The sequence below is a fragment of the Nitrincola sp. genome (assembly GCF_048264025.1).
Classification (GTDB): Bacteria; Pseudomonadota; Gammaproteobacteria; order Pseudomonadales; family Balneatricaceae; genus Nitrincola.
Window position 1 is genome coordinate 260,475 of the sequence record NZ_JBLXDN010000001.1, and the last position, 14,711, is coordinate 275,185.

The window sequence follows — 14,711 nt, forward strand, 5'->3', positions numbered from 1 at the left end:
ATTGCTTCCCTTATTTATTTATGGCGAATCCTCGGCAGTGCTAATTGCAGCATACAAGGCCTTTAATGCAACCGATTATACTACGTAACTACCAGCGGCAGGCAGTCGAAGCGACACTGAGTCACTTCAGACAGAACACAGAATCCGCCGTGATTGTTTTACCGACCGGTGCCGGCAAAAGCTTAGTCATTGCCGAACTGGCACGCCTTGCACGTCAACGTATTCTGGTACTGACCCATGTCAGGGAGCTGGTCGAGCAAAACCATGCTAAATATGCGGCCCTGGGACTACAGGCCGGTATATTTTCGGCCGGATTGCAACGTCGGGATAGTCAACATCAGGTTACCTTTGCCAGTATTCAGTCATTAGCCGGACACACCAAGTCATTTAGTGAAACCTTTTCACTGGTCATTATTGATGAATGTCACCGTGTCAGCACTGATGAGAACAGCCAGTATCAGCAAGTGCTGACTCACCTGCGCCAACACAACCCCGCATTGAAATTACTCGGCCTGACCGCTACACCCTATCGGCTGGGTGAAGGCTGGATCTACCGCCGAGATTATCGCGGTTTTGTCAGAGACACGCTCAGTGCCACCTTTGAACATTGCATTTATGAGTTACCCCTCAGTCAGCTTATTCGCGAAGGTTACCTGACACCACCTGTTTGTATCGATGCAGCGACCCGCCATTACGATTTTTCACAACTCAGTAGCGACCGTGCCGACAACTATGATACCGACGAGGTTAATCGGTTATTGCACAAGTATCCCAGGGTTACTCAAGCCATCTGCGAAGAGATCGTTGAACAAGCCGTCAAACGCAAAGGGGTGATGATTTTTGCCGCCAGCATCGAACACGCTGAAGAAATTCTGAGCTATCTGCCACAAAAACAAGCCTGTCTGATCACTGGCAATACAGACACAGCTGAACGCGATCAGATGCTACAGGCCTTCAAACAACAGCAGATCAAGTACCTGGTTAACGTATCAGTGCTAACGACTGGGTTTGATGCCCCTCATGTTGATTTAATCGCCATTTTGCGTCCAACCCGCTCGGTCAGTCTGTATCAGCAGATCGCTGGGCGTGGATTAAGATTATTTCCAGGTAAATCAGACTGTTTAATCATAGACTATGCCGCCAATGGCTTTAATCTGTTCAGTCCAGAGGTAGGCTCGCCCAGGCCAGCAGCCAATACCGAACCCGTGCAGGTGTTTTGTCCGGAGTGCGGTTTTGCTAATACCTTCTGGGGACGTACCGATGACCAAGGCCAGGTTGTCGAGCACTTTGGTCGATGTTGCCAGGGGCTAGTCGGTGATCCTCCGGTTGAGCCGTGCCGCTTTCGTTTCCGCTTTCGCGAATGCCCGCAATGTAATGCAGAAAATGATATTGCAGCAAGACGTTGCGAGCAGTGCAACGTGTTACTCATTGATCATGATGACCTGCTGAAGCGCGCCTTATCACTCAAAGATGCTAAAATCCTGCGTTGTGCCGGCATGACGTTCAGTCTTCAGGATAAACGCTTACGAGTGACCTACCACGATGAAGAGGGTGAGACCCTCAGTGAGTCTTTTGACCTGAGCCAAGCCGCTCAACAGAGGGTATTTAACCGTGTGTTTAGACGCTGGCATGATGAAACTAAACAGAGCAGAATCCGCTCAGCACCACAGGCACTGAAGGTTGCAGACCAGTTAAAGCACCCGGATTTTGTTATCGCCAGGCAGCGTAATCAGCACTGGTCGATTAGTGAAAGGCTGTTTGATTATTCAGGCAAATACCGCAAGGCTCATGAGCTATACTAAAGACACAGTGTTTTATTGACACAGCGCAACCAAGCGACCAATGGCGTGTTGAATTATGCCTGCGCAAGCAGGATCATGATAGGGTAACATTCATGTATTGCACACCAGGTGCAGGAGATCCGCTTGACCTTACAAGGTATGTCCTTACGTTTTAGCCAGCTAGCAACGCTATGTCTTGCCATGGCGTTCTGTGGTGTGTTGTTCGCCAATAACGCCATATTACCGGTACCGGAAGCGCAAGAACAACAACCGGAAAAAGTGCAGCTTGGCGATCAATTATTCCATGATGTTCGCTTGTCCTCTGACAACAGCATCAGTTGTGCCAGTTGCCACGACCTGGCACATAACGGCGCGGATCGACGACCTTTTTCCGTTGGTGTGGAGGGTGCTCTGGGGCGTATTCGGGCGCCCAGTGTGTATAACAGTCAGCTTAACCACGTGCAGTTCTGGGACGGAAAGGCACCTGATCTGGAGACGCAGGTCGATGGCCCTGTACATAACCCGGTGGAAATGGCCAGTAACTGGGATGATATAGTCACCAAGCTGAGCCAGGACCCAGATAGGCTGGCACAATTTAACGCCCTGTTTGTCGACGGCATTACCCCGGCCAATATACGCAGTGCACTGGCCAGCTTTCAGCGTACCCTGATGCTGACCAATGCGCCTTTTGACCGCTGGTTACAGGGTGATGAAAATGCCATCAGTGCAGAGGAGCATCGTGGCTATGAGAAATTCCGTGACCTGGGTTGTATCAGTTGCCATCAGGGAGCCAATGTCGGGGGGAATATGTTTGCCCGTATGGGGTCACTGGAAAACTACTTTGAACAAAAAGGCGAGTCTATTAATCGAGCCGACCTGGGGCGCTTCAATGTAACCGGTCAGGAACATCACCGCTATGTTTTCAAAGTGCCAGGGTTGCGTACAGCCTCATTGAACAGCTTCTTTTTTCACGATTCCAGTGCAGAAACCCTGGAAGATGCCATTGTTATCATGGCCCGCTTTCAGCTCGGTCGCGAGCTGGCCGAAACCGATATCACGGAGCTGGCAGCGTTCATCCGCTCGCTCACAGGTGAACACCCACGGCTTAATGCGGTGAAGCGCTGATGCACGCTTTAGCCCGCCCGTTTCTGCTACTACTCACGCTGGTTGTAGCCATTCTTATCGCTCTGTTTTTTCAGACCCGCGCGATCAATAGTGTTGACCATACCCACCGGCTGGACCAGTTCCTGCAACTGCGTGAACTGGATGCAGCTCTGGATGAGCAAACACTACTGATAGCCACAGGTGTTCAACACCAGTATGACACCCAGGTCAACTACCGCCGACAGCATGACCAACTGATGAATCAACTGTTGAATACCGACAGTGCTTTCAATCAAGGACTCAACCAGCACTCGGCTGAGCTACTGCAAAGCTATTATCAAGATCAGCAACGTAAGTATGCCTTGTCTGAAGAAATCAAACACTATGCGGCGCTGATCCGCAATGCTTTACTCTATATGCCAACATTAGTACAAGAGCTGCGTGACCTGGATCATCCCCAGCGGGATGAAGCGGCCAGACTGATGAGCCAGCTATTTCGCTACCACCTGTTTCCGGACCAGAAAAGACTGACTGAATTAAATCAGGCCACAGAGCAACTGCAACACATCATCCTTGATGATCATCCGGCATTGCTGTCTTTTGCCAACCAGGCCAGCAGCAACCTGCGTCACCTGGAAAGCCTGCACAAGTACCGGGATGAATTCAATCAGATAGATACCAGCCATCAGTTACGTGCCCTGGAGCAAAGCTACCAAAAGCACTACAACCAGCGCTCGCGCCATGCCGAAGCCTTTACCCTGACACTACTGTTGCTAAGCTGTCTGTTAATGTTACTGCTTGGTGGTATGTTCAGACGCCTGCAGCAACTCAACTACCGCTCAGAACAAGCCCGTACGCGTCTTCAAGACGCCGTAAACAGTCTGTCTGAAGCCTTCGCACTGTTCGATAAACATGGCAAGCTGGTGCTATACAACCAGCGCTGGCTGGCATTTTACCCCTGGCTGCAACGACGCAATGCAGAAGACTGGTCAACACTGCAAAGCATCAACAAGGCTCAGGGCGTAACCACATCGTCACCTATTGCCGTACCCTTGGATAGCACCCAGAACTACCTGGAGCATACCCCGGATGGCAGTTGGTATCAGGCCAGTAACAACCCTACCGCTGAAGGCGGTATTGCCAGCGTACGCACCAATATTACCGAAACTCAGCAGGCACACCTGAAACTTCGTCAACTTGGACGAGCGCTGGAACAAAGCCCCAGTGCGGTCATGATCACAGACACCCAAGGCATCATTGAATACATCAATCCAAAGCTCTCCGAGATGACCGGTTACACCTCTGATGAGCTACTGGGACAAAACAATAATATTCTTAAATCCGGTAAAATCCCGGCTGATATTTTTACCCAGATGTGGCAACAACTACGTGACGGCAACACCTGGACAGGTCAGTTACTCAATCGCAAAAAAGATGGCACCCTCTTCTGGGATTCCACCTCCATCTCCCCCCTGCGAACCGATGAGGGTGAAATCAGTCATTTTATTGCGGTCAAGGAAGATATAACCGAACGCCTTAGAGCTGAAGAACAGCTGCGCATGGTGGCTGCGGTGTTCGAAACCAGTAATGAAGCGATTATGGTGGCCGATCATCAGGGCACGATCAAAGTCGTTAATGCCGCTTTTGAACGTATCACCGGCTATACCACCGATGAAGTCAAAGGACAAAACCCCAGCCTGCTCAGCTCAGGCCGCCATGATCGATTATTTTATGACGCCATGTGGAACAGCCTGCATAGCGAGGGTTGCTGGTCAGGCGAGATCTGGAACCGACGTAAGGATGGTAGCGTCTACCCTGAGTGGCTGTCGATTTCTGCATTGCATGATGACGAGGGCCAAATCACTGAATTTGTCTCGGTGTTCTCCGATATTACCAGCCGCAAGGAAGCCGAAGCACATATTCGCCACCAGGCCTATTATGATGCACTGACACAACTGCCAAACCGCAGTTTGCTACTTGACCGATTGGAAGTTGCCATTAGTACCGCAGAACGTGATCAGCAAACCATATCCGTGCTGTTTATCGATCTGGATCGATTTAAATACGTCAATGATACCCTTGGCCATGAATACGGCGATGAACTACTGGTGGAAGCGGCCACACGCCTGGCTGGTTGTGTTCGCGAAAGTGATACAGTGGCGCGATTCGGTGGCGATGAATTTGTAGTTCTACTGCACAACATACATTCTGACCGGGATGCCGCTTTGGTAGCAGAAAAAATTATCCGTCAGCTCTCCGAACCCTTTGCACTGGCGGGGCGTGACATCATCATCGGCGCCAGTATTGGTCTAGCTATGTATCCAGGGGAGTCAGACGATCCAGACACCCTACTGCGGAACGCTGATCTGGCTATGTACCGTGCCAAGCAAACCGGTCGCAACCGTTTCCAGTTCTTCACCAGCAGCTTGCAGGAGCATGCCAACACACTCATGGAGATGGAACAGGACCTGCGCCTAGCTTTGGAAAATGGGCAACTGGAAATTTATTACCAACCGCTGGTTCGGGCGCAGTCAGGACGCGTCACTGGAGTGGAGGCCTTGCTGCGCTGGCACCATCCAACCCTGGGGATGGTTTCACCGGATCAATTTATTCCCCTGGCAGAAGACACCGGCCTGATAGGCCCAATCGGTCAGTGGGTACTTGAAACCGCTTGTCAGCAGGTCAGTCAATGGCAGCAGCAAGGGCTGAAACTGTATTTGTCGGTGAATATATCCGGTCGTCAACGCGATCTGGGGATGGACGCCCCGTTGCTACGCCGCATTCTGATGCAAGCCAAGCTGCCAGCCGAACAACTGGTACTGGAAATCACCGAAGGCATGTTGCTGGACAACAGCGACGAAACCATCGCCTGGCTACAGTCCTTCTGTGATCTGGGTGTGCACCTGGCAATTGATGACTTTGGCACTGGCTATTCAGCATTAAGCTATTTGAAGCGCTTCCCCATAGACACACTCAAGATCGACCAGGGATTTGTGCGCGACCTGACGCTGGATAATGAAGATGCCCTGTTAGTTGAAGCCATCATCTCCATGGCGCGAAGCCTTAAACTAAGACTCATCGCTGAAGGTGTGGAAACCGAAGAGCAGCGTCATGTACTCTTCAGTCTTGGCTGTGAATTTTTACAGGGATACTACTTCGCTAAACCCATGCCAGCCACATCACTGGTGACATGGATGGCAAACTATCAACCTATCCGCCTGGGCTAAACCGCATGCAGCCGATCCAGCGCTTCTTCCAGTGTGGCGCTGAAGCTAAGATTTTCAGTCGGCTTCATACCGGCACGGGCCATGGCCCTCAGCGGCTGAAATTGCAGATCAGCAATGACCAGACGTATGCCCTGCTGCTCACAAAAATCACTGAAGCGGTCAAAGCCGTTAATACCGCCCGCATCCAGCAAGGGCACGCCATCCATATACAATACGACTCCCTGACGCTCTTGCACACTTTCAGCTAACTCATCGAAAACCCGTTCGGCGGCAGCGAAAAATAGCGGCCCAGACAGTTTCAACACCACCCAGCCCTCCGGCAACGCCTCGGGTACATGTTTGCGCTGCATCGATATGTCCTGGAAGCGTGTCATGCCTGCCAGATCGCGCATAAAGAGGATGGAGGCCATGACGATACCGACTGAAATGGCCAATACCATATCAAACAACACGGTTAATAACATACAGGTCATCAGCACCAGAATATCGCCGATGGGTGCTCGTTTTAACAGCTCTACAACCTTGTGTGCCTCACTCATATTCCAGGCCACTATAACCAGCAGTGCCGCCATACTGGCCATCGGTAACCAGGAAAGCCAAGGGGCAAGAATCAACAATCCGGCCAGGACAACCAGCGCATGTATCATCGCCGAAACAGGTGATTTGGCACCGGCTTTATAATTCGTCGCTGATCGGGCAATCGCAGCGGTTGCTGTAATACCACCAAAAAACGGTGCTACCAGATTACCCATACCCTGTCCTAACAACTCACCATTGGCGTGATGGCGCCGACCACTCATACCATCCAGCACAACGGCACACAGCAAGGATTCAATCGCACCCAGCATGGCAATCGAAAAAGCCGCTGGCAGCAGTTCTCTTATGACAGACCAAGACCAATCCAACGGCTCTCCATCCGGTCCGGGACGCATCCAGGGCCATTCGAATGAAGGCAAAAAGGGTGGAATCCCCTGTCCTTGAGTACCATCCGGTAATTCATAACTGAACCGACTGCCAATGGTATCGACATCCATGCCCATTTGGATAAACAGCCAAGCCAGAAAGGTGCCGCCCAGCAGCGCCGGTAAATGCCCAGGCACCGGCAGCTTGAGGCGCGGCCAGAAAATTAATACCAGTAGCGTAAACAAAGCCACACTGGTATTCGCCATATTCAAACCGGGGAGAGCCGAAAACAGCAGCAAGATACGTCCAACAAAACTTTCCGGCACCGCACTAAACTGCAAACCGAAAAAATCCTGCATCTGCAAAACTGCGATCACTATGGCAATCCCAGAAGTAAAACCCAGGGTAACCGATTCAGGAATATATTCGATTAAACGTCCCAGGCGAGCAACAGCCAGGGCCACCAAAATGACGCCAGACATCAGCGTTGCCACCAACAACCCACCCAAACCAAAGGCTTGAGTCACCGGATAAAGAATGACTACAAAGGCCGCCGTCGGACCGGAGATGCTGTAACGTGACCCGCCACTCAGGGCGATCAGAAAGCCCGCAATTATCGCGGTATAAAGACCGTATTCCGGCTTAACGCCACTGGCAATCGCCAGTGCCATCGCCAGGGGAATAGCGATAATTCCGACAGTAACGCCTGCAATCAGATCGCTACTGAAGTCACGACGGGTATAGCCTTCACGCAAGGTTTCCCGCAGTGCGCTGGCGATACCCAGCGAATGTAAACGAGCACGTGATGAGGACATGGTCAGCCTATCTATAACTAAATGCTATTGTTTGTTCGGATTAATTATAAGAAAACACTATAACGCCCGGCTGTAATCAGTACAATCTACCTGGCGTTAAACCTTGGTGTTATGCCGCACGTCTATTTTAAGCACATAAGTTGAACTTCGACCATCGGGCAGTTTCGAATCAGCGGCAGGTATTTGTACAGTACTCACTTTTAATCAACCCAAAGGAACATCTATGCGGCTTGCAGAAGTAGAAATAATCATGCTCAACGTGGGATTGGCGGTCTTTGGTGCGTTTATCTTTTTTATTATTTATGACTTGGCGAAAAAGTCCAAAGCTGGAAAGTTCGGTACCTTTATCCTATTCCTGGCACTGGGCTTGGGCCTGGCTGTGTTTTTGATCAAAAGCCTGGTCGTTTACTTCTTCGATCTCTGAAGTGTATCACGCGTATTTTTCAGCCTTATGGATTCAGTTATAGTAGAGCTTAATTTTCTCAGGGAGTTAGGCTATGGATCCTTTTTGGCTGATCGTGTTGGTACTGCTAGCGCTGGTAATTTTCTACGGCATTTTTCTGTACAACAATCTGGTGCGATTGAAGCATAATGTCAGCCGCGCCTGGTCGAATATTGATGTACTGTTAAAGCAACGTCATGATGAACTACCTAAACTGGTTGAAACCTGCAAGCAACACATGGCCTACGAGCAGGAGACACTGGAAAAAGTAATGCAGGCCCGCTCGGCTGTTGCCAGCGCCAGAGAAGCTGGTAATGTCGGTGCGCTGGGCCAGGCTGAGACTCAGATGCGCATTGGGTTAGGCAATCTGTTTGCTGTCGCTGAAGCCTATCCGGAGCTGCGTGCCAGTGAATCTTTTCAGCACCTGCATCAGCGCATCACCTCACTTGAAACCGGGATCGCTGATCGACGTGAATACTACAATGATTCAGTCAATAACCTGAACATTCGTATCGAACAGTTCCCTGACATCATCATTGCCAAACGTTTGCACTTTCTTCCCGCTACACTACTGGAGTTTGATGAGGCTGATTTAAAAGATCCAGACATGAAAAAGCTGTTTAGCTAACTTACACGCATGTTTCTGGATCTTTACATTGACCACCAAGAGCAGTTACTGGGAATCACTCTCTGCGGGCTCAGTATCTTGGCGGCTCTGCTTTTTATGTTCCGGCACTTACGCCGTTACCGGCTGATTACCGACACACCCACAGCCATGATACGTTCTGCACCACAGGGTTATGTGGAAATTATTGGTCATGTAGTCAGCGGTGAGGGAGGACTATTGCAAGCACCGCTATCCGGTCGCCCCTGTGTTTGGTACCGCTACCGCATTGATCGACAGGACGATGGGGGCAAGGGTGGCTGGAAACTGGCAGAACGAGGCACTTCTGACGCCTGGTTTCAGATTAATGATGGCACCGGCGTCTGTCTGATAGACCCGGAAAAAGCTGAAATAGATGTAGCCCAGCGTAGCAGTTGGCTTGGCAATAGCCCCAATCCATCGTCTTTACTGAAATATATCACCGTCTTGGGCTCACTCAGTCTCTCTGGTGAACGCTACCGCTATACCGAACATTTAATCATGGAACATGAACAAGTCTATGCGCTGGGACAATTCCAGACAGTCGGTGGAGGGCGAAACACAGCCGCACTCGACAAACTGCAAGCCGATATTATCCGTGATTGGAAACGTAATCATCAACAGCTATTAGCGCGCTTTGCGGCACCCGCTGCGACTGAGTTTTCGGCCATTGAATGGCAAGCTGTACGGCAAGCCGCACTGCAAGAAGCCGAATTACAACGCCAATATCAGAATAACCTGCCGGATATGCACATTCTGTCCAACCCAGGACAGCCAGGTTATCCCCTGATAATCTCCACACAGGATCCAACCCGGCTGATAAAACGCTTCAGACAACGAGCGTTATTGTGCCTACTCTATATTCTTGCGGCGCTCTGGTTTTGTATAGAACTGCTAATGGCTCAGGTATCATAATCAAATGGCTAAATAATCAGGACCCGACGGGAAGACTTGACTCTCCCGGCCTCCTATAATGAAATAACTTTTTGGATTTCACAGGGCATTGAAATGAAACAGAAAACGATTCAGGTCGGCAAACTGGCTATCAGTAATGACAACCCCATGGTGCTATTGGGTGGTATGAATGTACTGGAGTCTCGTGATCTGGCGCTACGTATTGCTGAGCACTATGTTGAAATCACACAAAAACTCGATATTCCCTATGTATTCAAGGCTTCGTTTGATAAAGCCAACCGCTCATCGCTGCACTCTTACCGTGGCCCTGGGCTGGAAGAAGGCCTCAAGCTTCTACAGGAGATTAAGGAAACTTTCCAGGTACCGATCATTACCGATATACACGAACCCTATCAAGCCGCACCAGCTGCTGAGGTTTGTGACATTATTCAACTGCCAGCCTTTTTGTCACGCCAAACTGATTTAGTCCAGGCAATGGCTGCCACTGGCGCTGTGATCAACATCAAAAAGGCGCAGTTCCTGGCACCACAGGAAATGCAGCACATCCTGCATAAATGTGAAGAAGCTGGCAATGACCAGTTGATGCTCTGTGAGCGCGGCACCAGTTTCGGTTATAACAACCTGGTCGTCGACATGCTTGGTTTTACCATCATGAAAGAGTTTGGCTATCCGGTTATCTTTGATGCTACCCATGCACTGCAGATGCCTGGAGGTCGGGCTGACTCAGCCGATGGTCGTCGGGCGATGGCGGCTCAGCTGTCCAGAGCCGGATTATCCCAGGGAATTGCAGGGCTGTTTCTGGAAGCCCACCCGGATCCAAATCAGGCCAAATGCGATGGTCCCTGTGCTCTACCCTTAGCAAAACTGGAAGGCTATCTGACGCAGATGAAGGCGCTCGACAGCCTGATCAAATCACTGCCAGCACTGGATACAGCCAGTTAATACACTGTAGCAACAGGCGTTTGAGGTGAATGACATGGATGATTCAGCGGTTTTACTCGAAGCAGGGGTCCTCGTTGGCCCTGAGCGTCACCGCTTTCGCCTGACAACCGAACTGGGTCCTCATCCCTACGGTACGCTTTGGCAGGCAGAAGACCAGGCCTCCTCAGGACGTCCGACAGTCACACTGCTGTTTCTCCCTGATGTACTAACCCGTCAGCCGGAATTTATTGAGCGGCTGCGTAAACTAATCATTGTCTGTCGGAAATGTAAGCATGCCAACGCACTTGACTGTTATGGCCTGTTCAACTTCAAAGGACTAATTTTTCTGGCCTTCGAAGCCGTGGATGGACTGACCCTGGCGGATATGTTTGCTACGGGGAAAACAGCCCAGCTCAAACCGATGCAAAAGCAAGGGCTGCTGATCCAGATGGGTAAGGCAATGGATGCGTTTCATCGGGAGATTCACAAAAGTCATGCCAGCCTGGCGCCTGAACTGGTCTTTATCAGCAGTAAACGCGGTGTCCGGGTGATGATGATCAGTTGGCGCCATGTTGTAGATGATTACCTTGACCTTATTCCCGGCAAGCCAACCTACCGTCAGTATCAAGCCCCGGAAGGCTTTGACCCGCAGCCCACCAGCCTGCGCTCGGATGTGTATGCTTTTGCCGCACTGACTTACCAACTTTATGCCGACAAGCCAGCCTTTTTGCCCGATGATGACGAAAAAGCCCGCTTTCAGCGTGAACTGAAAGCACCTAACAGTCTGACAGCCAAACAGTGGAGCGCATTGCAATCCGCCCTTAATCCGGATCAACAAAGCAGACCAGCCTCTATACTTGAGCTGCTCAAAGCACTGTTCAGTGAAGAGGAAACTGTTGCAGCCAGCACCCCAGAAGATACAAATTCAGACTCCCCGACTGCGTCAAAATCCAACCGTGTTATCAATGCGATCTCAGGACTCAAAAAACGCTTACCCACTGGCTGGTTACAACGCTTTCAGCCAGTAACACGACTGCTGAACAGAATTCCCGTTGGACCCAGATTGATCGGCGCTTTATTGTTCAGTGCGGGTTTGTTACTGGGTCTGTTGATTAGCCTGCTGTTACAAAAACCCGACCCACAACAACAGCAAGCGATTCAGGCACTCACCGAGCAACGCAACCAGTTGCAGCAGGAGCTTGAGCAGATCCGGGTTAGTCCACAGACCACACAGGGGCCCTCTACTGAAGTACCTGTTGATGAGATGACCCAGCCATTGCCAGCGCAGAACGAATCTGAAACAGCTGCGGTTGAGTCACCAACCCTACCCAGCCCTGCCGCACAGGACACCTCACGCCAAGCACTGGATCAACCTGGTGACCTGGCACGTTTCAGAGATTATTTTGGTGAAAACAGCTTTGCCCCGGTAATGCAGACACTGCCACAAGATACATTTTTGATGGGTGACCTGAATCGCATGGGTGATGACAATGAACGTCCGGTACGCACAGTGAGTATCGACTACACCTTTGCCCTGGGTGTACATGAAGTGACCTTTGAGGAATATGATCAGTTTGCACTGGCTACCAATCGACCCTTGCCTGATGATGCAGGTTGGGGGCGCGGCGCCAGACCGGTTATCAACGTCAGTTGGCAGGATGCTCAAGCCTATACCAGCTGGCTTGCCGCCATTACTGGCGAACCCTATCGCCTGCCCACCGAAGCCGAATGGGAATACGCCGCTCGCGCTGGCACCATCTCAGCCTGGTGGTGGGGAAATGAACTTGTGCCAGCAATGGCAGTCTGTGATGAGTGTGGAACACAATGGGATGGTCAACAAACAGCTCCCGTTGGGCAGCTACCGGCCAATGCCTGGGGCTTGAAAGATATGCACGGTAACGTCGATGAGTGGGTACAGGACTGCTACAGCGATAATTACCTAGGTGCCCCGGAAGATGGATCAGCGATGCTTAGCGGTGACTGCAGTTACAGGGTGATGCGTGGCGGCTCCTGGTTTGAGCTTGCTCGGCTGACACGTTCATCCAGCCGCTACCGACATCCGCCAGATACAGCCAGAAACACCTGGGGTTTTCGGGTAGCACTTGACCTTCCCGCCCCGATTTCTAACGCTTCACCTTAGTCACAGGAGCCTTGTGATGCGCAGTTTTTTAAATATATCTTCTCTTTGCCTAAGCTTAGGACTGGCATCAATGCCCCTGCAGGCCGGTGTCATTAACGCGGCAGACCAAGTCCACTTGGCGCTGACACTCTATAATCAAGATCTGGCAATGATTCAGGACCAACGCCGCCTGCCAAGCCTGTCACCAGGCCAACGTATACGTATTGAAGATGTGAGCCAACAGATGCTTCCGGAAACACTACGTATTCAGGGTGCGGGTCAAATTTTGGAACAAAGTCTGCTACAAAGCCCGTTAAACTACAACGCTCTGCTACAGGCCTATCTGGGCAAGTTTATTCAGGTGGCCCGCATCAACCAGTCTACAGGTCAGGAAACCATCAGCACTGTCGAGCTTTTGAGTATCGATCAGCAGGCGCTGGTCCGACGTGACGGACGTATTGAATCTATTCCTCTACACAGTGCGGAATGGCGTTTTATCTTTCCATCCGAGCTACCGGAAAGTCTGAAAGGACAAGCGGGGCTGCAGTTTGTCAGCGCCGGTACACAAGCTGAAAGTGTCGCTCAACTCAATTATCTCAGCCGTGGTCTCGGCTGGCAGATGGACTATGTACTGACACTGGACAGCCGAGGTACATCACTGTCTGCCGAAGGTCTGGCATCTGTATATAACCACAGTGGTAGTGTTTTTCAGGATGCCGACTTGCGTCTGATGGCAGGTGACATCAACGCCCCTGCAGAGGGACAGCCCGAGATGATGCGCGCCATGGTCATGAGTGATGCCATGGCAGGCCAGGCCAAAGCGCCGGAACAAATGCAGGATTTTTATCTCTACCGCCTCCCCTACCCGGTCACACTGCAACCTGACGAGACCAAACAGTTGCCACTGGTACAGTTTGACGACCTGCCAGTTAAAATGACCTATCGCCATCATTTCAACCTTTGGCCAGCTATGGATCAACAACGTTACCAGTCTCAACCTGAGGTGCAACTGGTATTTGAAGCACCCTCACTGGATAGCAGTAACTCACCCTTACCCGCGGGTCAGGCACGTGTATTCCGTCCGGACCGAGAAGGTGAGCTGCAGTTTATCGGTGCCGCCGAGCTAGGTAACCTGGCCGCTGGTGAAGAAGCCACCCTGTCACTGGGCCGTGCATTTGATCTGAATATCAGCCGTCGGCAAACTCTGTTCAGCGATGGTTTTGACAGCATCACGCTGCAACAAGAGGTCAGCATCACCAACGCTGGCAACGAAGGACGAAGTGTTGATTTAAGTGTTGGTTTTCAGCAGGAATGGGAGTTAAAAGAGTCTAGCCATCCGATGCAGGAAGATGGTGCTGGTCAACTGACCTGGAGCATGCATCTACCTGCGGGTGGCACAGAAACTATGCGTTTCACTGTCGAGATGAAAAAACGCATCAATCGTTAACCCCCTCTTGCATGCGTGTCAGGGCCAGGCTATGCCCCTGACGCGCTGCTAAAGAGTAGTAATGGCGTGCTTTTACCGCATCGACTCGGAAGTAACCCTCGAAGCCACCCTCACAGATTCGTCCCATCTGATATTGGGCTTTCATGTCACCCAGATCGGCGGCTTGCTGCAAATAAATCGCTCCCTGAATGCGATTACTCACTCCCTCACCCCGAAAATGCAACAGATGCCCATACACAGATAAAGCGCGTCGACTTTGATGATCTGCGGCATAACGAAACAGCTTCATCACATAGTCATGCCGCGCTTTACTGCCGCGGGCAAAAGGCGAGCGAAACAGCGTATAGGCAATCCAAAAGATCAGCGGTGCCAGTAAACGCCCGAGCATGCGCAT

11 protein-coding genes are annotated in these 14,711 nt (G+C 51.1%); 9 read left to right on the plus strand and 2 right to left on the minus strand.

From position 1 onward, the window contains the following. Nucleotides 1-65 precede the first annotated feature (65 nt). The 3 genes from ACN0R1_RS01200 (at nucleotide 66) to ACN0R1_RS01210 (ending at nucleotide 6,112) form a co-directional block, all read left to right on the plus strand. Entirely contained in the window at nucleotides 66-1,802 is a 1,737-nt protein-coding gene (locus ACN0R1_RS01200; RefSeq protein ID WP_417579080.1) for a DEAD/DEAH box helicase, read from the plus strand. A gap of 123 nt (nucleotides 1,803-1,925) precedes the next feature. Further along, nucleotides 1,926-2,906 carry a cytochrome-c peroxidase gene (locus ACN0R1_RS01205; protein ID WP_417579082.1) on the plus strand — a complete coding sequence of 327 codons (981 nt, stop codon included), beginning with the start codon at nucleotides 1,926-1,928 and terminating at the stop codon, nucleotides 2,904-2,906. Beyond that, the gene (locus tag ACN0R1_RS01210; RefSeq protein WP_417579084.1) at nucleotides 2,906-6,112 is read left to right on the plus strand and encodes an EAL domain-containing protein; all 3,207 of its coding nucleotides are present in this window, start codon (nucleotides 2,906-2,908) and stop codon (nucleotides 6,110-6,112) included. The genes ACN0R1_RS01205 and ACN0R1_RS01210 overlap by 1 nt, the downstream gene beginning before the upstream one ends. Here the strand turns inward: ACN0R1_RS01210 and dauA are convergent. Then, entirely contained in the window at nucleotides 6,109-7,830 is a 1,722-nt protein-coding gene (gene dauA, locus ACN0R1_RS01215) for a C4-dicarboxylic acid transporter DauA (protein WP_417579086.1), read from the minus strand. The genes ACN0R1_RS01210 and dauA overlap by 4 nt on opposite strands. 250 nt (nucleotides 7,831-8,080) lie before the next feature. On the opposite strand from dauA, the gene ACN0R1_RS01220 reads away from it, so the two are divergent. From ACN0R1_RS01220 to ACN0R1_RS01245, 6 genes are all read left to right on the plus strand, one after another. After that, complete coding sequence (locus ACN0R1_RS01220) at nucleotides 8,081-8,254, plus strand: DUF2788 domain-containing protein (protein WP_417579437.1); 174 nt, start codon at nucleotides 8,081-8,083, stop codon at nucleotides 8,252-8,254. A gap of 73 nt (nucleotides 8,255-8,327) precedes the next feature. Then, nucleotides 8,328-8,900, plus strand: coding sequence for a LemA family protein (locus ACN0R1_RS01225; protein WP_417579088.1), 573 nt, complete (start codon nucleotides 8,328-8,330; stop codon nucleotides 8,898-8,900). Nucleotides 8,901-8,909: 9 nt separating this feature from the next. Then, a complete protein-coding gene (locus ACN0R1_RS01230) occupies nucleotides 8,910-9,830 on the plus strand; it encodes a GIDE domain-containing protein (protein WP_417579090.1) in 921 nt (306 codons plus the stop codon). 93 nt (nucleotides 9,831-9,923) lie between these two features. After that, nucleotides 9,924-10,772: a 3-deoxy-8-phosphooctulonate synthase gene (gene kdsA / locus ACN0R1_RS01235; RefSeq protein WP_417579092.1), complete on the plus strand. Its 849-nt coding sequence runs from the start codon at nucleotides 9,924-9,926 to the stop codon at nucleotides 10,770-10,772. A 34-nt stretch (nucleotides 10,773-10,806) separates the two neighbouring features. Then, nucleotides 10,807-12,891 (plus strand): SUMF1/EgtB/PvdO family nonheme iron enzyme, encoded by a 2,085-nt coding sequence (locus ACN0R1_RS01240; RefSeq protein ID WP_417579094.1) that lies wholly within the window; start codon nucleotides 10,807-10,809, stop codon nucleotides 12,889-12,891. A 16-nt stretch (nucleotides 12,892-12,907) separates the two neighbouring features. Then, nucleotides 12,908-14,317 carry a DUF4139 domain-containing protein gene (locus tag ACN0R1_RS01245; protein WP_417579096.1) on the plus strand — a complete coding sequence of 470 codons (1,410 nt, stop codon included), beginning with the start codon at nucleotides 12,908-12,910 and terminating at the stop codon, nucleotides 14,315-14,317. Here the strand turns inward: ACN0R1_RS01245 and ACN0R1_RS01250 are convergent. After that, nucleotides 14,307-14,711 (minus strand): sel1 repeat family protein, encoded by a 405-nt coding sequence (locus ACN0R1_RS01250; protein WP_417579098.1) that lies wholly within the window; start codon nucleotides 14,709-14,711, stop codon nucleotides 14,307-14,309. The two genes, ACN0R1_RS01245 and ACN0R1_RS01250, sit on opposite strands and share 11 nt — an antisense overlap.

Excerpts from the sequence above, each read along its gene's own strand:
- ACN0R1_RS01200 (WP_417579080.1), top strand. The coding sequence starts at position 66 with ATGCAACCGATTATACTACGTAACTACCAGCGGCAGGCAGTCGAAGCG.
- ACN0R1_RS01210 (WP_417579084.1), top strand. The coding sequence starts at position 2,906 with ATGCACGCTTTAGCCCGCCCGTTTCTGCTACTACTCACGCTGGTTGTA.
- dauA (WP_417579086.1), bottom strand. The coding sequence starts at position 7,830 with ATGTCCTCATCACGTGCTCGTTTACATTCGCTGGGTATCGCCAGCGCA.
- ACN0R1_RS01220 (WP_417579437.1), top strand. The coding sequence starts at position 8,081 with ATGCTCAACGTGGGATTGGCGGTCTTTGGTGCGTTTATCTTTTTTATT.
- ACN0R1_RS01225 (WP_417579088.1), top strand. The coding sequence starts at position 8,328 with ATGGATCCTTTTTGGCTGATCGTGTTGGTACTGCTAGCGCTGGTAATT.
- ACN0R1_RS01230 (WP_417579090.1), top strand. The coding sequence starts at position 8,910 with ATGTTTCTGGATCTTTACATTGACCACCAAGAGCAGTTACTGGGAATC.
- kdsA (WP_417579092.1), top strand. The coding sequence starts at position 9,924 with ATGAAACAGAAAACGATTCAGGTCGGCAAACTGGCTATCAGTAATGAC.
- ACN0R1_RS01240 (WP_417579094.1), top strand. The coding sequence starts at position 10,807 with ATGGATGATTCAGCGGTTTTACTCGAAGCAGGGGTCCTCGTTGGCCCT.
- ACN0R1_RS01245 (WP_417579096.1), top strand. The coding sequence starts at position 12,908 with ATGCGCAGTTTTTTAAATATATCTTCTCTTTGCCTAAGCTTAGGACTG.
- ACN0R1_RS01250 (WP_417579098.1), bottom strand. The coding sequence starts at position 14,711 with ATGCGCATGCTCGGGCGTTTACTGGCACCGCTGATCTTTTGGATTGCC.